We start from the raw sequence: 23,712 nt of genomic DNA, 5'->3' as shown, positions 1-23,712 counted from the left end.
ATCGTCGCCAGCGCGAAGAGCGCAAGCACCGCCTGAACCGTGAAATCATGGCCGCTGAGGTTCGCCTCTCCGGTCCTGAGAACGAGCCGCTCGGGGTCGTGAGCCTCATGGAAGCCCTCCGCATGGCGGGCGAGCTGGATGTGGACTTGGTGGAGATTGCCGCCACGGCCAACCCTCCCGTGTGTCGCCTGATGGACTATGGCAAGTTCAAGTATCAGGAGCAAAAAACGCGCGGCAGAGGCCAAGGCCAAGCAGACGGTCATCGAGATCAAGGAAATCAAATTCCGTCCCGGTACGGATGATGGTGACTACAACATCAAAATGCGCAACATTCGCCGCTTCCTGGCGGAGGGTGACAAATGCAAGATCACCCTGCGCTTTCGCGGCCGGGAGATCACCCATCAGGAATTGGGCTTGGCCTTGCTCAATCGCATTCGCGATGATTTGGGTGACACCATCCTGATCGAGCAGTTTCCCAAGCTCGAAGGCCGGCAAATGATCATGATGATCGCGCCGGGCAAGAAAAAGCCCGCTGGCAAACCTGCAGCGGAAGGCGCTACCACCACTGCTTGAGGTGGCTGGTGGGCCAAGTGGTTAAGTGAATTGACCGGGCCAGCCTCAAGGCTGGCTCGGGCATAGGGGCCGCGCAAGCGGCACCGAACGGCAGGCCAAGGCTTGCCGTCAAAAAGTGACTCGGGGCCAACAAGGTTGCGGATCGGTTCGCAAACGCCTCGCGAGCACAAACAAAAGGAGCATTCACATGCCCAAAATGAAGACCAAGAGCAGCGCGAAAAAGCGTTTCCGCGTTCGTCCCGGTGGCACCGTCAAGCGCGGTCAAGCCTTCAAGCGTCACATCTTGACGAAGAAGACCACCAAGAATAAGCGCCATCTGCGTGGTGCAGTTTCTGTGCATGAGACCAATATGGGCTCCATTGCACAAATGCTGCCTGGTGCTGGCCTTTAACAACGACGAACAAGGAGTACTCACATGCCTCGCGTCAAACGTGGTGTAACGGCCCGTGCCCGTCACAAGAAAGTTCTGGCCCTTGCAAAGGGTTTCCGTGGTCGCCGCGGTAATGTTTTCCGTATCGCCAAACAGGCGGTAATGAAGGCTGGGCAGTATGCCTACCGTGACCGCCGCACCAAGAAGCGCGTGTTCCGCCAACTGTGGATCGCCCGTATCAACGCCGCTTCGCGCGAATTGGGTCTGACCTACAGCCAATTCACGAACGGCCTGAAGAAGGCTGCCATTGAGATCGACCGCAAGATGCTGGCCGACCTCGCGGTGCACGACAAGGCTGCCTTCGGCAGCATCGTGGAGCAAGTCAAGGCCAAGCTGGCTGCTGCTTGAGTTCACGACTGGTAGCTATCTTATTGATAGCTGCTTGCGCAATAAACGCAAGGGCTAGGGCTTGAAAAGGCACTAGCCCTTGTTCATTTCCAAGAGACGATGAGAGCTGGTATGAACGAGTTGGACTCCCTGGTCGAAAGCGCGCGGAACCTGTTCGCGCAAGCCGTCACCCCTGCCGATCTGGAAAATGCCAAGGCGCAGTTTCTGGGCAAGTCGGGGCGAGTGACAGAGCTCATGAAAGGCATGGCCCAGCTGTCTGTTGAGGAAAAGAAATCTCGCGGTGCCGCCATCAATGTTGCCAAGCAGGCCATTGAAGCGTCCCTGAACGCAAGCCGAAAAGCGTTGGCAGATGCCGAGCTGGAAGCACAATTGCAGGCGGAATCGTTGGATGTCACCTTGCCCGGTCGTCAACGGGGGCAAGGTGGGTTGCATCCCGTGTCCTTGACCCTGGGGCGCATCGAGGGCATTTTCGGCTCGATGGGTTTTGACGTGGCCGAGGGGCCCGAGATTGAGTCCGACTGGTTCAATTTCACGGCGTTGAATACGCCTGAAGACCATCCGGCGCGCTCCATGCACGACACGTTCTATGTCGAGGGCGGCACAGCCACCGCTCCGAACCTGTTGCGCACCCATACCAGCCCCATGCAGATCCGCCATGCCGTTCAGCATGTCAAAAAACACCGCGCCTTGATCGACTCGGGCCAGGCCATGCCGGAGATCCGCGTCATTGCCCCGGGCCGTACATACCGGGTGGACAGCGATGCCACGCACTCACCCATGTTCCACCAATGCGAAGGCCTGTGGATCGGCGAGAACGTGAGCTTCAAGGATCTGAAGGTCGTCTTCACCGACTTCTGCCGTACTTTCTTTGAAAGCGATGATTTGGTCTTGCGCTTTCGGCCCAGCTTTTTCCCTTTCACCGAGCCCAGTGCCGAAATAGACATCCAGTTCCAGACGGGCCCTTTGGCCGGGCGTTGGCTTGAAGTGGCGGGCTCCGGACAAGTGCATCCGAACGTGGTCCGGAACATGGGCCTCGATCCAGAAAAATACATCGGCTTTGCGTTCGGCATGGGGCCTGACCGGCTGACGATGCTGCGCTATGGGGTCAATGATTTGCGCCTCTTCTTTGATGGCGACATTCGTTTTCTTTCGCAGTTCCAGTAAACCGCACGCCGCGTTCCACACAGGCGGCCCACCTAACGAGGGCTGCTGCGCTCAAGAATCACCGAAGACTGAATATGCAATTTCCAGAATCCTGGCTGCGCGAGTTCTGCAATCCTCCACTTTCGACCAAAGAATTGGCCGAGACACTGACCATGGCAGGGCTCGAAGTGGAAGAGCTGCAGCCTGTGGCGCCTCCTTTCACGAAGATCGTGGTGGGAGAAATCAAGGAGGCGGTGCAGCATCCAAATGCTGATCGCCTGCGCGTTTGCCAGGTCGATACGGGGCAGGGTGCTTTGCTCAACATCGTGTGTGGTGCGCCCAATGCACGCGTCGGTATCAAAGTGCCTTGCGCGCTTGTCGGTGCGGAGTTGCCTCCCGGGGAGGATGGCAAACCGTTCTTGATCAAGGTGGGCAAGCTTCGCGGTGTGGAAAGCCAGGGCATGCTGTGCTCCGCCAGGGAGTTGAAGCTCTCGGAAGACCATGGAGGCCTTTTGGAACTGGCGGCCGATGCTCCGCTCGGGCAGGACATTCGGACTCATCTGAACCTGGACGACACCCTGTTCACCCTCAAGCTCACGCCCAATCTGGCACATGCCTTGAGCGTTTACGGCATCGCGCGTGAAGTCTCTGCCCTGACTGGAGCGCCGCTGAAGCCGCTGCAGTTTCCGGCGGTACCGGTGGGTCATGGCGACGTTTTGCCAGTCAAGATCAGCGCCTCGGATCTGTGTGGGCGATTCTCGGGACGTATCGTTCGCAACATCAACACGCAGGCTGCGACTCCGCAGTGGATGCTGGACCGGCTCGCACGTTGCGGGCAGCGAAGCGTCTCCCCGTTGGTCGATATTTCCAACTATGTGATGTTCGAGCTGGGCCGCCCCTCTCACATTTTCGATCTGGACAAAATTCACGGCCCCCTGGATGTGCGTTGGGCGCGTGCGGGCGAAGAGCTCAAATTGCTGAATGGCAACACCGTCGCCCTCGATGAAAAGGTGGGCGTCATTGCGGATGCAAGCCAGGTCGAATCGTTGGCGGGCATCATGGGGGGCGATGCGACGGCCGTGTCGAACGACACTCGCCATATCTACATCGAAGCGGCTTTCTGGTGGCCCAAGGCCGTGGCTGGCCGCTCGCGCCGCTATAACTTCTCGACCGATGCCGGACATCGTTTCGAACGTGGCGTGGATCCGAGCCAGACCGTGGAACACATTGAGCGCATCACCCAGTTGGTGATTGACATCTGCGGCACACCTGAGACCGTTTGCGGTCCGATGGACGACCAGTGTCCGAACGTGCCTGAAGCCAAGCCCGTCACGCTCCGCGTTGCCAGGGCCGTCAAGGTGATCGGCATGCCATTGACGCAAGAGCAGTGTGCCGATGCGCTTAAGCGCCTGGGACTGCCGGTGACTTCCGGCGAGGGCACATTGACGGTGCTGCCGCCGCCCTATCGATTCGATCTCGCGATCGAGGAAGATCTCATCGAGGAAGTGGCTCGCATGGTGGGCTACCAGCAATTGCCTACCACGCCGCCGCTGGCGCCCATCACGCCCAAGCTGCGTGCCGAAGAACGTCGGGGGCCTTTTGCCGTGCGTCGTGCACTGGCGGGACTTGGATACCAGGAAACCATCAATTTCAGCTTTGTGGAAGAGCATTGGGAGCACGAACTGGCGGGCAATCCACAGCCCATCCGGTTGTTGAATCCCATTGCCAGCCAGATGAGCGTGATGCGCTCTTCGCTGTTGGGCTCCTTGCTGCAGGTCTTGAAGTTCAACCTGGATCGCAAGGCGTCGCGCGTGCGGGTTTTCGAGTTGGGCCGGGTCTTTCTGCGCGATGCGTCCGTTGCGGAGTCTGATACCACGGTAGAGGGTTTCCATCAGCCCATGCGCGTGGCTGGACTTGCATATGGCGCATCCGACGTCCTCCAATGGGGACGCAAAGAGCAAGGGGTGGATTTCTTCGATGCCAAAGGCGATGTCGAGGCGCTGCTTGCTCCCCTGAAGCCCGTTTTTGAGCCTGCAACGCACACTGCCATGCACCCTGGCCGCTGTGCCCGCGTGCTGCTGAATGGCCAAGCCATTGGGTTCATTGGAGAGCTGCATCCTCGGTGGCGCCAGTCCTGGGAGCTTCCCCAGGCCCCAGTCATGTTTGAGCTGGAACTCGATGCGGTCATGCAGCGGCAGGTCCCTCATTTTCATGCAGTGGCCAAGCATCAAGCGGTAGAGCGGGATCTGGCCGTGGTGGTTGCCGAGCGGATCACGCACGCTGATGTGATGGCAGCCATTCAGGCTGCCGTGCCTCCCACACGGCTTCGCGCGGCGGTGCTGTTTGATGTGTTCCGGCCCAAGCCTTTGCGTGATGGCGAAGCCTCTGTTGGTGGTCTCGCCAGCGGTGAAAAGAGCTTGGCCGTGCGCCTGACGCTGGGGGCTGATGGCGCCACGCTGACGGATGCTGAAATCGAAGCGACGATTCAGTCGGTGGTCGAACAACTGTCGAGCCGTACCGGTGCGAGGTTGCGGTGATGACGATGCTGAACGGGAGCGCTGACGTGATGGAATTTGCGGTAGAAAGCCTGGAAACCCCTGCGTTGACGAAGGCGCAGCTGGCGGACCTTCTGTTCGACCACATTGGTCTGAATAAACGCGAATCGAAAGACATGATCGATGCTTTTTTCGATCTGATTGCGCAGCGCCTGGTGGATGGTCAAGACGTGAAGCTGTCGGGCTTCGGTAACTTTCAGATCCGTACCAAAGCCCCGAGACCGGGGCGAAATCCCCGCACGGGCGAGGCGATTCCGATTCAGGCCCGCCGTGTCGTGACTTTCCATGCCAGCAGCAAGCTCAAGGAGCAGATCCAGAACGCGGGCGCTGCTGGCTGAAGCACTGTCTCTTTCCCGCCTGCCACTGAACGGAAGTGGCTGGCGCCTTTGTTCCGGCTGCAGTACGCTGCTTGTTTATTCGCTAGAAACCGCGTCCCATGGGCACACCGCTTCCCCCCATCCCGGCCAAACGGTATTTCACCATTGGAGAGGTGGCCGCGCTCTGTGGCGTCAAACCGCACGTACTGCGCTATTGGGAGCAGGAGTTCACGCAGCTTCGGCCCATGAAGCGCAGGGGAAACCGCCGCTACTACCAGCACCACGAGGTGCTCATGATCCGTCGTATCCGGGACCTTCTGTACGAGCAAGGCTTCACGATCAGCGGAGCGCGCAATCGCCTGCAAGAGGGCGATTCGTTGTCGCCGGAGTTGGATGGCAGCTCCTCTTTTGCTCTGCAAACGGCACATGGGGCCGACTTGTCGAGCCCATCGGCGACTTTGTCCTCGATTGCGCTTTTGGATACACAGATCCTGCGGCGGGAATTATTTGAAATTCGTGCGCTGCTTTCCTTGAACTGAGTTTTTTTTGTGCATATAATCTAAGTCTTGTCGGCGTGTAGCGCAGCCTGGTAGCGCACTTGCATGGGGTGCAAGGGGTCGCGAGTTCGAATCCCGCCACGCCGACCATTTATAAAAAAAATCAACGGGCTATCGCCAAAAGCGGTAGCCCGTTTTTTCTTTGTCTTGCAGCATGCACTGGCTGCATGGGCTTTGCGGGATCTCACAGCCCCAAAGCCCACCTCCCCATTTTTCCTTTGCACCTGCGTTCACCGTTTCTGATTCAGTAGCCGCTGGGGCGCTCTGTGGCCTCATGCTGGTAAAGGGCACGCCAGGAAGTCTGGCTGGGCTTTGAGCCGCTCCCATACCTTTGCGAAGGATTCATCAACCAAGCCGTAGAAAGCTCGCGAAACGTTCAGCAATGCCGGCGTCGCTTCGCACTACGCTTGGCCCCCTACAAAAAAAGGGAGGGCATGGATGAACGATCGGGTGATATGGCCGGCGAGCATGGGCGCGCTGAACCGTTTCGAGGCGCATGGCTGGAGAGTGCACGCGACACAGGAGGTTTCATACGAAGTGCGACAGATCGACGGCATCTTCAGGCTCGATGCCCTCGAATTGATCACCTGCGGCAGGGCACAGCCTGGTTTGCGCCAAGCCCTCGTGATCGATGCGCACGTGGACCAACTTTATGGCGAAGAGATGCGCGCCTACTATGCTCACCATGGAGTAGACGTTTCCATCCTGAGCCTTTCCGTTTCGGAAGAAACGAAAGACTTGGAGACGGCCATGACAATCGCTCGCCACCTCGAATCGGCAGGGGTGCTGCGCCGTTCTGAGCCCGTGGTTGCCATTGGCGGTGGTGTGTTGCTGGACCTCGTCGGTTTTGCGGCGGGGCTGTATCGGCGAGGAATTCCCTACGTCAAGGTTCCTACCAACGCGATGGCGCTGTGGGATGCCGCGGTCGGTATCAAGACCGCCGTGAATGCAATGGATCGTCGCAACCGCCTGGGTTCATACCATGCGCCTACCGTTGCCTTGCTGGATCGCAGCTTTTTGTCGACGGTGGAGTCCCGCGAGCTCTCCAATGGGATGGGAGAGTTGCTCAAGCTCGCGGTGATCAAGAGCCCTCGGTTGTTCGACCTGCTGGAGCGGCACTCCGAGATGCTGCTGCTGACCCGCTTTCAGGATGCGATCGTCGCTCCAGAGGTCATCGGTCTGGCGGTGGAGGGCATGCTGGAAGAGTTGGCTCCCAACCTGTGGGAGCTCACGCTGGACCGATGCGTCGATTTCGGACACTCGTTTGCTCCGCTGATCGAGATGAAGGCGCTGCCAGAATTGCTGCATGGCGAGGCGGTCGCTTTGGATGTGCTGTTTTCTTGCCGCCTGGCACGGGCGAGAGGGCTCCTTGCAGACCAGGATGTACGTCGGGTCGTGCGTGTCATGAAGTCCATGCAATTGCCTTTGCGGCATCGCTTTTTCGAGCAGCCCGGCCTGCTGCAGGAGGCGCTGGCCGACACGATGCGTCATCGCGATGGCCGGCAGCGACTGCCACTGCCCGACGGGATCGGCGCATGCCGCTTTGTGAATGATGTGGACGCCGATGCCATCCGCATTGCTGCCGAGGAGATGGCGCATGCAGATGCCTGAAACCGGTCTTTCGCGGCTGAGCGCCAGTCAGGCGCAGCAATTGGTGCAGAGCGCGCTGATCACAGGCCTGGACGAAGGCCTGGCCGTTTCGGCGGCGGCAGTGGACAGCTCGGGACACCTTCTGGCGTTTGCCCGTGCGGACGATGCCTTTCTGGGATCGATCGACGCGTCGATTGCGAAGGCGCGGACAGCGGTTTATTTCCGCAGGGACACCGCCGCGATGCAGCAGGCGCTGGAACAGGGCAAGACGGCCTATCTCGCCCTGGCCGACGTCCTGCCCCTGGAAGGCGGTGTTCCGCTGCTGGTGGGAGGAACCTTGGTGGGCGGACTCGGAATCAGCGGTGCCGCGTCTGCCCAGGATGGCGTGCTGGCCAGGGCCATCGCATCGTTGCTGAACTCGTTGTCAGGTTGGACCCCATGAACGCTTTCAAGGACAGGGTGGTGCTGGTGACTGGCGCAGGCACGGGCATCGGGAGGGCGACGGCGCTTGCTTTCGCCAAGCAGGGCGCCCAGGTGGCCATCGCGGGCCGCACGGTGTCTTCTTGCGGTGAGACCGCCAAGATGATTCTGGACGCCGGCGGCATCGGCTTCGCGGTGGCCTGCGATGTCGGCAGCGAGAACGACGTGATGAACCTGATGGACGAAGTCGAGCGCCGTCTTGGCGTGGTGGATATCGCCTTCCTCAATGCGGGCGTTGGAACGGCGTCGGCCATCGTGGACCAAGACATCGATGCGTTTGAAGCAGTGATGCGCGCTAATTGCACCGGACTCATGCTGTGCATGAAGCATTTGCTCAGACCGATGTACGAGCGGCGCTCGGGCTGCATCGTCAACAACCTTTCCGTGCATGCCCATCGCACGATTCTGGAAGGCACGGGTGCGTACACCGCTTCCAAACATGCAGCGCTTGCGCTGACGAAGGCGGCCGCAGTCGAGGCGGCGCCTTATGGCGTGCGCGTGAATGCCGTGTCCCCCGGGCCGATCTCCACGGAGATGCTGGCCCGCTCCAGTGCTGTCTCCGGCGGGCTGGAGGGATGGGCCGAGCGCCTGCCCATGAAGCGCGTCGGCGAGTCGCATGAGGTCGCACAAGCCGTGCTTTGGCTCAGCAGTCCCCAGGCATCATTTTTGACGGGCGCAGTGGTTCCCGTGGACGGCGGCTTTCTCGCACTTTGATGCCCGAACATGACATGGATTGCCTTGGGCCTGCTGGCCGGGTTGGTGCTGGGAACCTACGACTTTTTGACCAAACTCGCCCTCAGGGAAAAAACGGTCCTGGAGGTGGTGCTGTGGTCGTCCGTTCTCGGGGCGCTGATCTGGGCGCCTTTCTTTTTCCTTCCGGCTGCCTGGGCCGACACACTGCAGCCCCTGGGCTTGCACCCTTCAGCGTTGACCCGGGCCGAGCAGCTGGCGTTGCTGCCCAAATCGGCAATGATGGTGGTCACGTGGATTCTTTCGTATTACTCGGTCAAATCCTTGCCGTTATCGATCTCCGCGGGCGTGCGCGCTTCCGGGCCGCTTTGGACGGCGGTAGGCGCCATCGTTTTCCTGTCCGAGCAACTCAACTGGTGGCAATGGATGGGGCTCGCTGTCTCCATGGGGTCCTACTATCTGTTCTCCCTGATCGGGCAAAAAGAGGGCATCCAGTTTCAGCGCAACGGGTGGGTGTTTTGCATGCTCGCGGCCACGTTGCTGTCTTCGGCCAACGCCCTTTACGACAAGCACATTCTGGCAACCCTGCATTTGGATCTGGCCGCCGTCCAGGCGTACTCGGCCATTCAGCGGGGCGGCATGGCGCTGCTTTTATTGCCTTGGGTTTTCGGGGCCATGGAATGCCGAAGCCTGCTGTCCCGAAATTGGGCGGTCCCTGCGATTGCCGCCGCATACGTATTGGCCGAGTTCATTTATCTCACGGCCGTGCAGGCCGAGGGTGCGCTGATCTCGGTGATATCGGTGCTTCGGCGCACCAATCTCATCATGGTGTTCGCCTTGAGCGCGCTGTTCTTTGCAGAGCGATTCATCCGCCAAAAAATGCTGGCGATTTCAGGTGTGTTGATCGGCATCGTGCTCACCATCGTTCATTAGCCGTCTTGCACCAGAGCACGGATCCAATGGATCACCGTGCTGCCGTGGCGAGAGATCAGGGCCCGCTCCGATGCGAGCAGGAAATAAGCTTGCTCCGACGGAATGGCGATGTCGGAAACCCGCACCAAACTGCCGTTTTGCAGAAGGCCTTTCACCAGAGAACGCCGACCCAGTGCGATCCCTTGCAGATTGAGGGCTGCATCCAGCATGAAGCCCGTGTCGGAATAGGTCAGCGTGCGCTGCGCCGGCGAAATCTGTATGCCGGCCTTCTTCAGCCAGGGTTCCCAGGGCTGCCTGCTATGGGACAGGAACACCGCGCGTTTGAACAGAGCCTCGATGCCGGGTGCATCGCACCGTTTCAGATAGGCGGGAGCTGCCACTGGAAACCACTCGTCCTCCAGCAGCGGTTCGCAATGGTGGGCCTGGGGGCGGGCTTTGGCGAACCGGATGGCAATGTCTGCCTCTCCCTGATCGACGTCCACCTTGCATGTCGTCGGCGACACCTCGATGGAGACGGCCGGGTGCAGGCGCTGGAATTCGGTGAGGGCTGGAACCAGCCGAAAGCGAGCAAAAGAAGGCAACACGCTGATCCGGATCACGCTGCGCTCCTGTGTGAAGCCGGAGAAGGCCTCCTCAAGCGTCTCCAATGCGTCTTTCATCTGCTGGTGCAAATACTCGCCTTCAGGGGTCATTGCGACCGAGCGGGTCGTTCGTGTGAACAGGCTATTGCCCAGCAATCGCTCCAGTTCACGAATCCGATGGCTGACGGAACTGTGAGAAATATTCAGCTCGTCTGCCGCTTTGTTGAAGCTGCGCATGCGTGCCACAGCGTCGAACGCAAGAATCAAATGGATGGGGGGTATCTTTCGCATGGACGCGGATAAGGAAAATTCGAAGGAAAGATTCCATATCGGGATCGATCTGGGCGGGACGAAAATCGAAGGCATCGTACTCGACCATCAATATCGAGAATGTCGGCGAATCCGAATGGAGACCCGGGCCAGCGATGGCTATCTTCAGGTGCTGCAGCGCATTATTGAAATGCACTGCCAATTGGCCACTGTGGTTTTGGGGGCAGAAGCGACATTGGGAATCTGCACCCCGGGGTCCATTTCGAAAACCACCGGTTTGCTGAAAAATTGCAATGCAACCGAGCTGAACGGCCATCCTCTGCACGCGGATCTGCGCCAGCGGCTGGGCCGCCCCTTCAACATGGAAAACGATGCCAACTGCTTTGCGATGGCCGAAGCCCGTCATGGCGCAGGCAGCGGGCACGGCTGCGTGCTCGGGCTGGTGCTCGGCACGGGGGTGGGTGCAGGCATCGTGGTGAATGGTCGTTTGTGGGGCGGGCGCCATGGCATTGCCGGTGAATGGGGCCATATGTCCATTGATCCGGACGGGCCTGCCTGCTACTGCGGCCGCCAGGGATGTGTCGAGCGCTACCTGAGCGGAACCGCGCTGGAGGCCCGCTACCAGCAGTCCACCGGGAAGTCTGCCGATGCGGCCCGCATCGTTGAAATGGCGCGCCATGGCGATGGCGCGGCCGTCGAATTGCTGGACCGATTTCTCAGCCAATTTGCCGGCGCGGTCGCCAACGTGGTCGCCGTGCTGGACCCGGATGTGATCGTCATCGGCGGGGGGCTTGCCAGCATGGATGAACTGTATGGGGAGGGCGCTCTTCGGCTGCAGCGCATGGTCTTCAACGATGAGTTCCACACCCCCGTGCTGCGCAACAGGCTGGGCAATTCGGCGGGTGTGATCGGCGCTGCCATGGTCGGGGTCTGACGTGCGTGTCCTGACGATTGGCGGTGCCACGCTCGACATTGTGGTTGCAGGGGTGGACGCGGTGCGAGGCCCCGGAGCCAAACACGACGTGGCCAGCGTGCGATGGTCCAGCGGGGGCGGTGCGGTGAACGCGGCGCTCGGATTTGCGGCCTTTCACGCACAGGTCACGGCCTGCTGCGCTGTCGGCGCGGATATGGAAGGGCGATGGCTGCGCGACACGTTGGACCGGCAAGGCATCGCGGTGGCACGCGTGCAGACCATCCCCGGATGCCCCACGGGAAAGGCCGTGATCCACCTGGACCCGCAGGGCGATGCCACCGTGTTCGCGCAGCGCGGTGCCAGTACCCGACTGTCGTTGGCGGATGCCTCTGCCATGCTCATGCAAGCCGAGCTTGTCTATGTGTCCGCGTTGTCCGATGCCGCCACCGACGAGTTGAACCACGCGTTGGCGGGCCTGCCGTCCCGGCCTTTCCAACTGGTGGTCAATCCGGGCGCACGTTCATTGCGCCAATCGCCCGACTCCTTGGAACGGTTGCTAAACGCGGCAGACCTGGTCTGCCTGAACGCGATCGAAGCGCAGTGGCTGGCCGCCCACCGAGGCCTGGCCTGCACCCCGGAGCTGGGTGCCGACGAGGCTGTGGCGCTTGCCACGGCCCTGGCACGCCCACAGGGACAGGGGGTGCTGGTCACCCTCGGCGCTGGCGGTGCGGTGTTCTTCGATGGGCTGCACGGCCACCACCACCCTGCAGAGCGCACCACCGTCGTGTCCACACTGGGTGCAGGAGATGCCTATGCGTCGGCGTTCGCCTTTCACTGGTTTTCGGGGAATGGGGCCCGCGCCTCGCTGGAGGCGGCCAATCGCTGCGCGGTGGAGGTGCTTGGCGTCGCGGCTGCGAATCTCGCCACCTTGGTCATGTAGGGGCCAACGGGGTGTCCGCACTGCGGTGCCGCATGCAATAAAAAAAGCCACCCGAGGGTGGCTTTTTTGTTCCCGACTGGCAATCAGGACTGTCTTTGGCGGAGAGGGCGGGATTCGAACCCGCGGTGGGGATTAGCCCACACACGCTTTCCAGGCGTGCGACTTAAACCGCTCATCCACCTCTCCGAAGCCCGCGATTGTAGCAGTGGTTTTGGCCCGTTTTAGGAAAAACCGTTGAAGCGCCGTTCAAGGCGCGCGTTGGGTCGTTTGAACCATCTTCATGGCGGAGCCGATCAGGGCGGACACTTCGCTCATGTTGCTGGGCACGATCAGCGTGGTGGTCGCATCGGCGGCCACCTTGCCGTACGCGTCCACGGCGCGCTCGGCCACCTTCAGCTGCACGGCCTGTTCGCCGCCCGGCTGCCGGATGGCCGCGGCGACTCGTTCGATGGCCTGGGCGGTGGCTTCGGCCACGGCTGTGATGGAGGCGGCCTCGCCCTGGGCGTTGTTGATCTGCGCCTGCTTTTCGCCCTCCGACCGTGCGATGAACGCTTCGCGCTCGCCGGTGGCGATGTTGATCTGCTCCTGGCGGCGGCCTTCCGAAGCGGCGATCAGGGCGCGCTTTTCGCGCTCGGCCGTGATCTGCGCCTGCATGGAGCGCAGGATTTCGGCCGGCGGCGTGAGATCCTTGATTTCGTAGCGCAGCACCTTCACGCCCCAGTTCAACGCGGCCTCGTCGATCGCCTGGACCACCTGGGCGTTGATGATGTCGCGCTCTTCGAAGGTCTTGTCGAGTTCGAGCTTGCCGATCACGCTGCGCAGCGACGTTTGGGCCAGTTGGGTGACGGCCATGATGTAGTTGCTGGAGCCGTAGCTGGCGCGCATGGGGTCGGTCACCTGGAAGTAGAGGATGCCGTCCACCTGCAGCTGGGTGTTGTCGCGCGTGATGCAGACCTGGCTGGGCACGTCGAGCGGAATTTCCTTGAGGCTGTGCTTGTAGGCCACGCGGTCGACGAATGGCACGAGGAAGTTCAGCCCCGGCGTGAGGGTGCCGGCATATTTGCCCAGCCGCTCCTTGACCCAGGCGTTCTGTTGGGGAACCACCTTCACCGAGCGAGCGATGAAGATGCCGGCGATGACGACGATGACGAGGGCAATGATTTCCATGGGGTCCTTTGCGATGTTGAAGATTGGGGTGGGTGCTTGGCGTTGCGTTGTGGCGGTGCGTGGGGGGGCCGGCCTCAGAGCTTGTCGACCAGCAGCCGGTTGCCGATGACTTCCGCCACGCGGTGCATGCCGGAGGAGGGGGCATTGCCGGGGCGCAGGACCACCGTCCATTGGGCGCCTCGGTAGCGCACCTGCGCGGTGCCGTCGGCGTTCCAGATCTCCACGTTCACGGACTCGCCCACATCCATGTTCACGTCGCGGTTGCTCGATGCGGGCTGGGCGCCCGGGTTCTTTTGACGGAACACATAGCAGCCCACCACGCCCGCGGACCCGACCGCGGCCGCGGCCAGCAACTGCGCCGCGACCGAGCCGCCCGCGTGGGCCGCGAGGGCGCCGGCGGCCAGGCCGATGGCCAGCATGAGCAGGTAGAACGTGCTCGTGAACAGCTCCACGGCGACGGCCCCTCCCGCCATCAGCCACCAGAGGGTGGATTGCTCTATCACTGCGCGCTCCTCGTTGTGTTTAGTGCACCACATTCTGGGTCAAAAGACCGGACCGTCAAAGGCGTGACAACGTTATTCCTTACACTTCGCGCCTGTTTCGTTTTTTGGGCCCGCTCGCTCGGAGGCTGCGCATGAAATTCCGCTTTCCCATCGTCATCATCGACGAGGACTATCGTTCCGAGAACACGTCGGGCCTGGGCATCCGCGCGCTGGCGCAGGCCATCGAGTCGGAGGGCTTCGAGGTGCTGGGTGTCACGAGCTACGGCGACCTGTCGCAGTTCGCGCAGCAGCAAAGCCGCGCGAGCGCGTTCATCCTGTCGATCGACGACGAGGAGTTCACCCTCGGCTCGGGCCTGGACCCCATCGTGCTGAGCCTGCGCACCTTCATCGCCGAGGTGCGCCGCAAGAACTCCGACGTGCCGATCTACGTGCACGGTGAGACCAAGACCAGCCGCCACCTGCCCAACGACATCCTGCGGGAACTGCACGGCTTCATCCACATGTTCGAGGACACGCCGGAGTTCGTGGCCCGCCACATCATCCGCGAAGCCAAGAGCTACCTGGAGAGCGTGCAGCCGCCGTTCTTCAAGGCGCTGCTGGACTATGCCGAAGACGGCTCGTATAGCTGGCACTGTCCCGGCCACTCCGGCGGCGTGGCGTTCCTCAAGAGCCCCGTGGGACAGATGTTCCACCAGTTCTTCGGCGAGAACATGCTGCGCGCCGACGTGTGCAATGCGGTCGAGGAACTGGGCCAGCTGCTGGACCACAACGGCGCCATCGGCGAGAGCGAGCGCAATGCCGCGCGCATCTTCAATGCGGACCACTGCTTCTTCGTGACCAATGGCACCAGCACGTCCAACAAGATGGTGTGGCACCACACGGTGGCGCCCGGCGATGTGGTGGTGGTGGACCGCAACTGCCACAAGTCCATCCTGCACAGCATCATCATGACGGGCGCCATTCCGGTGTTCATGAAGCCCACGCGCAACCACTTCGGCATCATCGGCCCGATCCCCCAGTCGGAGTTCGAGCCCGAGGCAATCCAGGCCAAGATCCGCGCCAATCCGCTGCTCAAGGGTGTGGATGCCAAGGCCGTCAAGCCGCGCGTTCTCACCCTCACGCAATCCACCTACGACGGCGTGCTCTACAACACCGAAACCATCAAGGGCATGCTCGACGGCTACGTGGACAACCTGCATTTCGACGAGGCCTGGTTGCCGCACGCGGCGTTCCACCCGTTCTACGGCAGCTACCACGCGATGGGCAAGAAGCGCGCGCGGCCCAAGCACTCGGTGGTGTATGCCACGCAGTCCATCCACAAGCTGCTGGCCGGCATCAGCCAGGCCAGCCATGTGCTGGTGCAGGACTCGCAGACGGTCAAGCTCGACCGGCCGCTGTTCAACGAGGCGTACCTGATGCACACCTCGACCTCGCCGCAGTACAGCATCATCGCCAGCTGCGACGTGGCCGCCGCGATGATGGAGCCGCCCGGCGGCACGGCGCTGGTGGAGGAAAGCCTGCTTGAAGCCCTGGACTTCCGCCGCGCGATGCGCAAGGTGGAAGAGGAGTTCGGCAAGGACGACTGGTGGTTCAAGGTGTGGGGCCCGGACAAGCTCGTGGACGAGGGCCTGGGCCGCGCCGAGGACTGGGTCATCCGCAGCGACGGCAAGGGCAAGAAGAACCACGCCAGCAAGTGGCACGGCTTCGGCCAGCTGGCCGACGGCTTCAACATGCTGGACCCGATCAAGTCCACCATCGTCACGCCCGGCCTGAACCTGGACGGCAAGTTCGACGAGAACGGCATTCCCGCCTCCATCGTGACCAAGTACCTGGCCGAGCACGGCGTGGTGGTGGAGAAGACGGGGCTCTACAGCTTCTTCATCATGTTCACCATCGGCATCACCAAGGGCCGCTGGAACACGCTGCTGACAGCGCTGCAGCAGTTCAAGGACGACTACGAGAAGAACCAGCCGATGTGGCGCATCCTTCCGGAGTTCTGCCAGCAGCACAAGCGCTACGAGCGCATGGGCCTGCGGGACCTGTGCCAGCACGTGCACCAGCTCTATGCCAAGTACGACATCGCGCGCCTGACCACCGAGATGTACCTGTCGGACCTGACGCCGTCGATGAAGCCCAGCGACGCCTATGCGCACATCGCGCACCGCAAGACCGAGCGCGTGGAGATCGATGCGCTGGAAGGCCGCATCACGACCAGCCTGATCACGCCGTACCCACCCGGCATTCCGCTGCTCATTCCGGGCGAGGTCTTCAACAAGAAGATCGTGGACTACCTCAAGTTCTCGCGCGAATTCTCCAAGCTGTGCCCGGGCTTCGAGACCGACATCCACGGCCTGGTGGAGATCGAGGACGACAACGGCAACGTGCGCTACTACGCCGACTGCGTAGCCGCCGCACCGCAGCCGCCGTCCGCTCGCAAGAGCCGCAAGAACGCGCCTGCCGCCGAAGACATCGTGCAGGTGGGCAGCGACGGACCGTTCGGCCGCAAGGTCTGATCGCCGCGCAAGGCCGTAGGCCTTGACTCCGAAAGCCCGGCTGCGCGAAAGCGCCTCCGGGCTTTTTGTATGGGAATGTCACGGGATTGAATCCAGGCGGCTTCCTGCACCGTATCAGTGTTCAGCCGCGCGAATTTTCGGGCGGCATCCACCCACTGACACAACGGAGATTTCCATGACCTTTCGCATGAATGCCCGCCTGGCCGCCGCCAGCCTCACGCTCGCCCTGTCTGCCGCTGCGATGCCCGCTTTCGCGCAGGTGACCGTCGGTGGCGCGCCGATGTATCCGACCAAGGACATCATCGACAACGCGGTGAACTCCAAGGACCACACCACGCTGGTCGCCGCCGTGAAGGCCGCCGGCCTGGTGGACACGCTGAAGGGCCCCGGTCCGTTCACGGTGTTCGCGCCCACCAACGCCGCCTTCGCCGCACTGCCTGCCGGCACGGTGGACACGCTGTTGAAACCCGAGAACAAGGCCACGTTGACCAAGGTGCTGACTTACCACGTGGTGGCGGGCAAGGTCGATGCGGCGGCGCTGTCCAAGATGATTGCCGACGGCAAGGGCTCGGCCAGCCTGAAGACCGTCGCCGGTGGCACGCTGACGGCCAAGGCCAGCGGCTCCTCGATTGCGCTGACGGATGAAAAGGGCGGCATGTCCAACGTGACCATCGCCGATGTGTACCAGTCCAACGGCGTGATCCACGTCGTGGACAAGGTGCTGCTGCCCAAGTAAGCCGCGCCGGGCGGTCCGCATCGTTGGCACCCGATGGCGCCAGCCGATGCGGGCCTTGCCAATGCATCCAGGAAAGCCGCAAGGGCACCCCGGAGGGGCCTTGCGGCTTTTTCCGTGGGAGCCCGGCCCCAGGCCTGCTAGGGTGCGGCGGCGTGCATGTCCTCGCGCACGCGCAGGAAGCTGGCGAAGCGCGGCAGGCCGCCCTCGTGCGTGCCGCGAAAGCGGTAGGTCACCCAACTGCCCAGGGGCGGTGGATGCGCCCGGTCCGCATCGGTGAAGCCGGCGCCGAGCCGAAAGCGCTGGCCGCCGGGCATCTCCACCAGCAAGGCGCCCATGCGGCCCCGGTGCCGGCCTTTGCCGGGCACGTAGCCCACGACCCGCGCTTCGGTGTCTTCATGGGTCTTGAGCTTGATGAGATCGTCGCTGCGGCCGGCCTGGTAGAGCGACGCCCCACGGTGCAGCATCAGCCCTTCGCCCCCGTCGCGCACCGTGCGGTGCAGCAGGGCCTGCAACCGGGCGTCGGTGGCGATGCGCTGCTGGGGCACGGCCTGCACCCAGGGCTGGCCGATGCCGGCCACGGCGGCCTGCAATGCCGGCAGGCGCTCGTCGAACGGGCCGCCCTGCGCGGGCAGGTCGAACACCATGAACTGCAGGCGGCGCCAGGCCGCATCGTCAGGCCGCTGCTGCCGCACGGTGGACTGTGCCTGGGCGAAGCGGCCCCGGCCGGCCCATAGCTCGCCATCCATCGGCATCGCGGGCCAGCCCTGGGTGAACCAGGCGGGCGCATTCACCCGCTCGCCACCGCGCATGCGCAACTGGTGGCCGTCCCAGTAGCCGCGCACCCCGTCGTACTTTTCGCTCACCCAGTAGTCCGCCAGCGGCAGTCCGGTGCGGTAGACGTTGGCCAGCAGCAGGGGCGGCGGCGAGGCGGTCGATACCGTTGCTGGGGGTTGCGCCCAGGCCGGCAGCGCGCCGCAGACCAGCAGGACGGTGATGGCGATGCGGCGAAGCATGGGATTATTTTGCTATTACTTTGATAGCGGAATGCCCTAGGGGAATATGCGCTGGCGGCCGATTCGGCCTGAATCTCAGGACAGCTCGGCGCTTTCCCGGCTGATGCCGCCCGTCTGGCTGAAGCCGCCGTCCACGTACATAATCTCGGCCGTCACGCCGCTGGCCAGGTCCGACAGCAGGAAGGCGGCGGCATTGCCCACGTCTTCGATCGTCACGTTGCGGCGCAGGGGCGAGGCGCCGGCGACCACGCCCAGCAGCTTGCCGAAGTCCTTGATGCCGCTGGCCGCCAGGGTCTTGATGGGGCCGGCGCTGATGCCGTTGGCGCGCATGCCGCGCGGGCCCAGCGATTCGGCCAGGTAGCGCACGCTGGCCTCCAGGCTGGCCTTGGCCAGGCCCATGGTGTTGTAGTTGGGCACCGTGCGCAACGCGCCCAGGTAGCTCAGGGTGACCACGGACGATTTTTCGTTGAGGTAGGGCAGGGCGGCCTTGGCCATGGCGGGAAAGCTGTAGGCGCTGATGTCGTGCGCGATGCGGAACGATTCGCGCGACAGCCCTTCGAGGAAATCGCCGGCGATCGCCTCGCGCGGCGCGAAGCCGATGCTGTGCACGAAGCCGTCGAACTTCGGCCAGGCCTGCGACAGGTCGGCGAACATGCGGTCGATCTGCTCGTCGCTGCTCACGTCGCAATCGAAGATGAGCTTGGAGTCGAACTCGGCGGCGAAGTCGGTGATGCGGTCCTTGAAGCGCTCGCCGACGTAACTGAAGGCAAGTTCTGCGCCTTGCGCATGGCAGGCGCGGGCGATGCCGTAGGCGATCGAGCGGTTGGACAACACGCCGGTGATAAGCAGCTTCTTGCCGGTCAGAAAACCCATGTTTCTTCTCCTGTGGAATGCGGGGGATTGGGGGCGTGGCGGCGGCGCGTGCGCCGCTGATGGCCCACCGGGGCATGTGACATGCGACCCGTCGGGGCGCCGCCAGCGTAGTGCAGAATTGTCGCATGCGTCTTTGGCCGATCTTGTTGCTGTGGGGGAGTGCGATGCCCGTGTGGGCGGGACACGCCTATGCGCTGTGGGGCGAGCCCCGGATGCCTGCGGGCTTCGACCACTTCGGGTACGTCAACCCCGATGCGCCCAAGGGAGGCGAGCTGCGGCTGGTGAGCAACCTGCGCGTCTCCACCTTCGACAAATACAACCCGTTCACCATCAAGGGCAATTCGCCGGCCTACCTGTCGGACCTGATGTTCGATACGTTGCTCACCGGCTCGCTGGACGAGACCGCCACCGGCTACGGCCTGCTGGCGCAGGACGTGGAGGTGGCTGCCGATGGCCTCTCGGTGGTGTTCCAACTGCGGCCCGAAGCGCGCTTTCACAACGGCAAGCCGGTGCTGGCGCAGGACGTGAAGTTCAGCTACGACACGCTGATGGGCCCCTACACCTCGCCGGCCTACAAGACGGCGCTGTTCGACGTGGCGGGCATCGACGTGATCGACGACCGCACGGTGCGCTACCGCTTCAAGCACCCCAACCGCGAGCTGCCGCTCACGGTGGGCGGGCTGCCCGTCTTCAGCCGCGACTGGGGCGTGGAGAACGGCAAGGCCAAGCGCTTCGATCAGGTGGTGATGGACATCCCGATCGGCAGCGGCCCCTACAAGATCGGGCCGGTGCGCTTCGGCAAGGACATCACCTACGTGCGCGATCCCGGCTACTGGGCGCGCGACCTCAACGTGCGCAAGGGCACCGCCAATTTCGATCGCATCCTGGTGAAGATCTACCGCGACAACACCGCGCGGCTAGAGGCGCTCAAGGCGGGCGAGTTCGACCTCATGCGCTTTTTCAGCGCGGGCGACTGGGCGCGCCGCGTCACGGGGCGCAAGTTCGATACGGGCGAGCTGGTCAAGGGCAACTTCGAGCACAAGCTGCCTTCGGGCTTCCAGAGCTACGTGCTCAACACGCGCCGGCCGCTGCTGCAGGATGCCCGCGTGCGCGAAGCGCTGGGGCTGGCCTACGACTTCGAGTGGATGAGCCGCCAGCTGTTCTACGGCGCCTACCAGCGCATCAACGGCCTGTTCGGCAACACCCTGTGCGAGACCCGCGGCACACCCACGCCCGAGGAGCTGGCGCTGATGGAGCCCTGGCGCCAGAGCCTTCCCGCCAGCGCCTTCGGCCCCATGACCACGCCGCCGCGCACTGAGGGCGTCACCACGCTGCGCGACAACCTGCGCCGTGCCCAGGCCCTTTTGAAAGAGGCGGGCTGGGAGGTCCGGGACGGCGCGCTGCGCAACGCGCAGGGCCAGGCCATGGTGCTGGAGTACCTGGACAGCAGCGAAGGCGGCGTGCGGTCGCTGTCGTCGTGGATCCGCAACCTGCAAAAGCTCGGCATCACGCTGAACTTCCGGGCGGTGGATTTCGCTCTGTACCAGCAGCGCCTGAGCAAGTTCGACTTCGACATCACCACCATCGCGTACCAGGGCACCAACAATCCGGGCCAGGAACTGGCCGACATGTTCGGCTCGCAGGCGGCGGACACGGAAGACTCGGGCAACTTCCCCGGCGTGAAGAGCAAGGCCGTGGACGCGATGATCCGCAGCATCGTGTCGGCCAAGACGCTGGACGAATTGCTGCCCGCCTGCCATGCCCTGGAGCGCGTCATCGCGCACGGGCACTACCTGATTCCCCAGTACACCGCGCCTTCGCACCGCATGGTCTACAACGCCTGGCGCCTGGAGCGGCCGGCCACGCTGCCGCCGTATTCCACGGGCGAGGCCTGGGCCATCGACACGTGGTGGGCGCGCATGCCGCCCCAGACGGCGCCGGACCCCGCACGGCGCTGATCCGCCCGCACCCCCGGCCCACCGTCCAGACCCCGCTCACTTTCCGACCCCCACCGCCGCCATGTTCGCCTACATCCTCAAGCGCGTGCTGCTCATGCTGCCCACCCTGCTGGGCGTGCTGCTGCTGACCTTCGTGGTGATCCAGTTCGTACCGGGTGGCCCCGTCGAGCAGTACCTGGCCGAGTCCAAGGCCGGGATGGGACGCGGCGGCGGCGGGGCCGAAGGCGGCGGCCTGGCCTACCGGGGCGCGCAGGGCGTGGACCCGAAGCGGCTGGAGCAGATCAAGGCGCTCTACGGCTTCGACAAGCCGGCGCACGAGCGCTTTTTCCAGATGCTCGGACAGTTCGCGCGGTTCGACCTGGGCCGCAGCTTTTTTCAGAACAAGGACGTGTGGCAACTCGTGAAGGAAAAGCTGCCCGTGTCGATCAGCCTGGGCTTGTGGACTTTCTTCATCAGCTACCTCGTGGCCGTGCCGCTCGGCGTGGCCAAGGCGGTGCGGGCGGGCTCGCGCTTCGACTTCGTCACCACGCTCATCGTGCTGGTGGGCTATGCGATCCCGGGCTTCGTGCTGGGCGTGGCGCTGCTGGTGATCTTCGGCGGGCAGCTGCAGTGGTTTCCGCTGCGGGGGCTCACCTCGGCGAACTGGGATGAGATGACCTGGGGCGCGCGCATCGTGGACTACCTTTGGCACATCACGCTGCCGGTCACGGCCATGGTGCTGGGCAGCTTCGCGGTGACGGCCATGCTGACCAAGAACGCCTTTCTCGAAGAGATCCGCAAGCAATACGTGCTCACGGCCCGCGCCAAGGGGCTGTCGGAGCGGCAGGTGCTGTGGAAGCACGTGTTCCGCAATGCCCTCATTCCCATCATCACGGGCTTTCCTGCAGCGTTCATCGGGGCGTTCTTCGCCGGCTCGCTGCTGATCGAGACGCTGTTCTCGCTCGACGGCCTGGGCCTGCTGAGCTACGAAAGCGTGATCCGGCGCGACTACCCCGTGGTGCTGGGCACGCTCTATCTCTTCACCCTCATCGGGCTGGTGACCAAGCTGGTGAGCGATCTTTGCTACGTATGGGTGGACCCGCGTGTCAAGTTTGACTAACCCCCCCGAGCCGGCCGATGGCCGCCCCCCGCGCGGCGCGGTGCCCGTGGCCCCGTCGCTCTCGCCCGGCCGCCGTGCGTGGAGGCGCTTCAAGCGCAATCGGCTGGGCTACTGGAGCCTGATCCTGTTCAGCGCGCTGGTGGCCCTGAGCCTGGTGGCGGAACTGATCAGCAACGACCGTCCCCTGATCGTGCGCTACGAAGGGCAGACCTACCTGCCCATGCTGCACGACTATTCCGAAAAGACCTTCGGCGGCGATTTCGACACCCCCACCGATTACCTGGACCCGTTCATCCGCGAGCGCCTGCAGCAGGGCAGCAACTGGGCGCTGTATACGCTGAACCCCTACGGCCCGGACACGCTGAACTATTTCGCGAAATCGCCCAACCCGTCCGGCCCCACATCGCAGAACTGGCTGGGCACGGACGACCGGGGCCGCGACCTGCTCGCGCAGCTGATCTACGGCTTTCGCGTGAGCGTGCTGTTCGGCATCGCGCTCACGGTGGTGGGCGTGCTGCTGGGCGTCATCACCGGTGCGATCCAGGGGTTTTTCGGCGGCAAGACCGACCTGGCGTTCCAGCGCTTCATCGAGATCTGGGGTTCGATGCCCGAGCTGTACCTGCTCATCATCTTCAGCGCCGTGTTCGCGCCCAGCGTCGGGCTGCTGCTGGTGCTGCTGTCGCTGTTCGGCTGGATGGGCCTGTCGGACTACGTGCGCGCGGAGTTCCTGCGCAACCGGCAGCTCGACTACGTGAAGGCCGCCCGCGCGCTGGGCGTGCCCAACGGGCAGATCATCTGGCGCCACATCCTGCCCAACAGCATGACGCCGGTGGTGACCTTTCTGCCGTTTCGCATGAGCGCGGCCATCCTGGCGCTCGCCTCGCTCGACTTCCTGGGCCTGGGCGTGCCGCCTGGCACGCCGTCGCTGGGCGAGTTGCTCAACCAGGGCAAGAACAACATCGACGCCTGGTGGATTTCGCTGTTCACGTTCGCGGCGCTGGTGGTCACGCTGCTGCTGCTCACCTTCATGGGCGACGCGCTGCGCGATGCGCTCGACCCCCGCAAGGCAGACCATTCATGAGCGACGCACGCATGCGCGGCACCGCGCCGATTCCACACTCTGCTGCTTCATCGTCTTCGGCCGGTACTTCGCCTGCCGCCTCGTCGGCGCCGCTCCTGCAGGTGCAGGATCTGCACGTGCGCTTCGGCGACAAAGAGGTGGTGCGCGGGGTCGGCTTCGACATCGCGGCGGGCGAGAAGCTCGCGCTGGTGGGCGAATCGGGCTCGGGCAAGACCACGCTAGGCGCGCGCCATCGCCGGGGCTCATCCAGCCCTGGCACGGCACCATCGCTGTTCGGCAACTCGGAGCTCAAGACCACGCTGGGCGCCCGCACCAAGGAAGAGCTGCGCCGCATCCAGATCGTGTTCCAGATGGCGACACGGCGCTCAACCCATCGCACACCATCGAGCGCATCCTGGCCCGGCCGCTGCAGTTCTACAAGGGGCTCAAGGGCGAGGCGCTTGCAGCGG

General features: G+C 63.3%; 23 protein-coding genes, 2 tRNA genes and 1 pseudogene. 20 read left to right on the top strand and 6 right to left on the bottom strand.

What is annotated here, in order from left to right:
- Positions 1 to 32: 32 nt before the first annotated feature.
- From infC to AC27KI_RS03935, 12 genes and pseudogenes are all read left to right on the top strand, one after another.
- Positions 33 to 573, top strand: a pseudogene (gene infC, locus AC27KI_RS03990) (translation initiation factor IF-3).
- Between the two features lie 187 nt (positions 574 to 760).
- Positions 761 to 964: a 50S ribosomal protein L35 gene (gene rpmI / locus AC27KI_RS03985; RefSeq protein WP_092745026.1), complete on the top strand. Its 204-nt coding sequence runs from the start codon at positions 761 to 763 to the stop codon at positions 962 to 964.
- Between the two features lie 24 nt (positions 965 to 988).
- On the top strand, positions 989 to 1,351 hold the full coding sequence (gene rplT / locus AC27KI_RS03980; protein WP_092745027.1) for a 50S ribosomal protein L20: 363 nt from the start codon (positions 989 to 991) through the stop codon (positions 1,349 to 1,351).
- Positions 1,352 to 1,462: 111 nt separating this feature from the next.
- Positions 1,463 to 2,515, top strand: a complete 1,053-nt coding sequence (gene pheS, locus AC27KI_RS03975) for a phenylalanine--tRNA ligase subunit alpha (RefSeq protein ID WP_487087841.1) — start codon at positions 1,463 to 1,465, stop codon at positions 2,513 to 2,515.
- Between the two features lie 74 nt (positions 2,516 to 2,589).
- Positions 2,590 to 5,031 (top strand): phenylalanine--tRNA ligase subunit beta, encoded by a 2,442-nt coding sequence (gene pheT, locus AC27KI_RS03970; RefSeq protein WP_487087839.1) that lies wholly within the window; start codon positions 2,590 to 2,592, stop codon positions 5,029 to 5,031.
- Positions 5,031 to 5,387, top strand: coding sequence for an integration host factor subunit alpha (locus AC27KI_RS03965; protein WP_272563834.1), 357 nt, complete (start codon positions 5,031 to 5,033; stop codon positions 5,385 to 5,387). The genes pheT and AC27KI_RS03965 overlap by 1 nt, the downstream gene beginning before the upstream one ends.
- Before the next feature lie 98 nt (positions 5,388 to 5,485).
- A complete protein-coding gene (locus AC27KI_RS03960; protein WP_487087836.1) occupies positions 5,486 to 5,905 on the top strand; it encodes a MerR family transcriptional regulator in 420 nt (139 codons plus the stop codon).
- A 31-nt stretch (positions 5,906 to 5,936) separates the two neighbouring features.
- Positions 5,937 to 6,013: transfer RNA gene (locus AC27KI_RS03955), tRNA-Pro, on the top strand.
- Positions 6,014 to 6,361: 348 nt separating this feature from the next.
- Positions 6,362 to 7,534 carry a sedoheptulose 7-phosphate cyclase gene (locus AC27KI_RS03950; protein ID WP_284430817.1) on the top strand — a complete coding sequence of 391 codons (1,173 nt, stop codon included), beginning with the start codon at positions 6,362 to 6,364 and terminating at the stop codon, positions 7,532 to 7,534.
- Positions 7,521 to 7,955 (top strand): GlcG/HbpS family heme-binding protein, encoded by a 435-nt coding sequence (locus AC27KI_RS03945; protein ID WP_284430818.1) that lies wholly within the window; start codon positions 7,521 to 7,523, stop codon positions 7,953 to 7,955. The genes AC27KI_RS03950 and AC27KI_RS03945 overlap by 14 nt, the downstream gene beginning before the upstream one ends.
- On the top strand, positions 7,952 to 8,707 hold the full coding sequence (locus AC27KI_RS03940) for an SDR family NAD(P)-dependent oxidoreductase (protein ID WP_487112672.1): 756 nt from the start codon (positions 7,952 to 7,954) through the stop codon (positions 8,705 to 8,707). The genes AC27KI_RS03945 and AC27KI_RS03940 overlap by 4 nt, the downstream gene beginning before the upstream one ends.
- Positions 8,708 to 8,716: 9 nt before the next feature.
- Positions 8,717 to 9,616 (top strand): EamA family transporter, encoded by a 900-nt coding sequence (locus AC27KI_RS03935; RefSeq protein ID WP_487112670.1) that lies wholly within the window; start codon positions 8,717 to 8,719, stop codon positions 9,614 to 9,616.
- Here the strand turns inward: AC27KI_RS03935 and AC27KI_RS03930 are convergent.
- On the bottom strand, positions 9,613 to 10,434 hold the full coding sequence (locus AC27KI_RS03930) for a LysR substrate-binding domain-containing protein (RefSeq protein ID WP_284430821.1): 822 nt from the start codon (positions 10,432 to 10,434) through the stop codon (positions 9,613 to 9,615). The genes AC27KI_RS03935 and AC27KI_RS03930 overlap by 4 nt on opposite strands.
- On the opposite strand from AC27KI_RS03930, the gene AC27KI_RS03925 reads away from it, so the two are divergent.
- Together AC27KI_RS03925 and AC27KI_RS03920 are read left to right on the top strand one after the other, a co-directional pair.
- Positions 10,421 to 11,401, top strand: coding sequence for an ROK family protein (locus tag AC27KI_RS03925; RefSeq protein ID WP_487112668.1), 981 nt, complete (start codon positions 10,421 to 10,423; stop codon positions 11,399 to 11,401). The two genes, AC27KI_RS03930 and AC27KI_RS03925, sit on opposite strands and share 14 nt — an antisense overlap.
- 1 nt (position 11,402) lies before the next feature.
- Complete coding sequence (locus AC27KI_RS03920; protein ID WP_487112666.1) at positions 11,403 to 12,320, top strand: carbohydrate kinase family protein; 918 nt, start codon at positions 11,403 to 11,405, stop codon at positions 12,318 to 12,320.
- Positions 12,321 to 12,416: 96 nt separating this feature from the next.
- On the opposite strand, the gene AC27KI_RS03915 is transcribed toward AC27KI_RS03920, so the two are convergent.
- The 3 genes from AC27KI_RS03915 to AC27KI_RS03905 all read right to left on the bottom strand — a co-directional run bounded on the left by AC27KI_RS03915 (position 12,417) and on the right by AC27KI_RS03905 (position 13,987).
- Positions 12,417 to 12,506 (bottom strand) — tRNA-Ser (locus AC27KI_RS03915).
- Between the two features lie 60 nt (positions 12,507 to 12,566).
- The gene (locus AC27KI_RS03910) at positions 12,567 to 13,487 is read right to left on the bottom strand and encodes an SPFH domain-containing protein (protein WP_272563823.1); all 921 of its coding nucleotides are present in this window, start codon (positions 13,485 to 13,487) and stop codon (positions 12,567 to 12,569) included.
- Positions 13,488 to 13,561: 74 nt separating this feature from the next.
- A complete protein-coding gene (locus AC27KI_RS03905; protein WP_487112677.1) occupies positions 13,562 to 13,987 on the bottom strand; it encodes an NfeD family protein in 426 nt (141 codons plus the stop codon).
- A gap of 134 nt (positions 13,988 to 14,121) precedes the next feature.
- On the opposite strand from AC27KI_RS03905, the gene AC27KI_RS03900 reads away from it, so the two are divergent.
- Positions 14,122 to 16,503: an arginine/lysine/ornithine decarboxylase gene (locus AC27KI_RS03900; RefSeq protein ID WP_272563822.1), complete on the top strand. Its 2,382-nt coding sequence runs from the start codon at positions 14,122 to 14,124 to the stop codon at positions 16,501 to 16,503.
- A 175-nt stretch (positions 16,504 to 16,678) separates the two neighbouring features.
- Positions 16,679 to 17,239 (top strand): fasciclin domain-containing protein, encoded by a 561-nt coding sequence (locus AC27KI_RS03895; protein WP_284406391.1) that lies wholly within the window; start codon positions 16,679 to 16,681, stop codon positions 17,237 to 17,239.
- 137 nt (positions 17,240 to 17,376) lie between these two features.
- Here AC27KI_RS03895 and AC27KI_RS03890 read toward each other — a convergent pair whose 3' ends face one another.
- Both AC27KI_RS03890 and fabI read right to left on the bottom strand, forming a co-directional pair.
- Entirely contained in the window at positions 17,377 to 18,252 is an 876-nt protein-coding gene (locus tag AC27KI_RS03890; RefSeq protein WP_487089873.1) for a DNA ligase, read from the bottom strand.
- A 75-nt stretch (positions 18,253 to 18,327) separates the two neighbouring features.
- Complete coding sequence (fabI, locus tag AC27KI_RS03885; RefSeq protein WP_487089872.1) at positions 18,328 to 19,125, bottom strand: enoyl-ACP reductase FabI; 798 nt, start codon at positions 19,123 to 19,125, stop codon at positions 18,328 to 18,330.
- Positions 19,126 to 19,250: 125 nt separating this feature from the next.
- Here fabI and AC27KI_RS03880 point away from each other — a divergent pair, with 125 nt between their 5' ends.
- The 4 genes from AC27KI_RS03880 to AC27KI_RS03865 form a co-directional block, all read left to right on the top strand.
- Positions 19,251 to 21,083: an extracellular solute-binding protein gene (locus tag AC27KI_RS03880; RefSeq protein ID WP_487089871.1), complete on the top strand. Its 1,833-nt coding sequence runs from the start codon at positions 19,251 to 19,253 to the stop codon at positions 21,081 to 21,083.
- 61 nt (positions 21,084 to 21,144) lie between these two features.
- Positions 21,145 to 22,182: a microcin C ABC transporter permease YejB gene (locus AC27KI_RS03875; RefSeq protein WP_272563817.1), complete on the top strand. Its 1,038-nt coding sequence runs from the start codon at positions 21,145 to 21,147 to the stop codon at positions 22,180 to 22,182.
- A complete protein-coding gene (locus AC27KI_RS03870; protein WP_372588246.1) occupies positions 22,166 to 23,263 on the top strand; it encodes an ABC transporter permease in 1,098 nt (365 codons plus the stop codon). The genes AC27KI_RS03875 and AC27KI_RS03870 overlap by 17 nt, the downstream gene beginning before the upstream one ends.
- A partial coding sequence (locus tag AC27KI_RS03865; RefSeq protein WP_487112663.1) for an ATP-binding cassette domain-containing protein occupies positions 23,260 to 23,712 on the top strand: 453 nt, incomplete at its 3' end. The genes AC27KI_RS03870 and AC27KI_RS03865, both read left to right, overlap by 4 nt.

The sequence above is a fragment of the Acidovorax sp. KPB24-03 genome (assembly GCF_057546605.1).
Note: the sequence above shows the minus strand (reverse complement) of the source record. Positions and strands in the feature narration are given on the sequence as shown.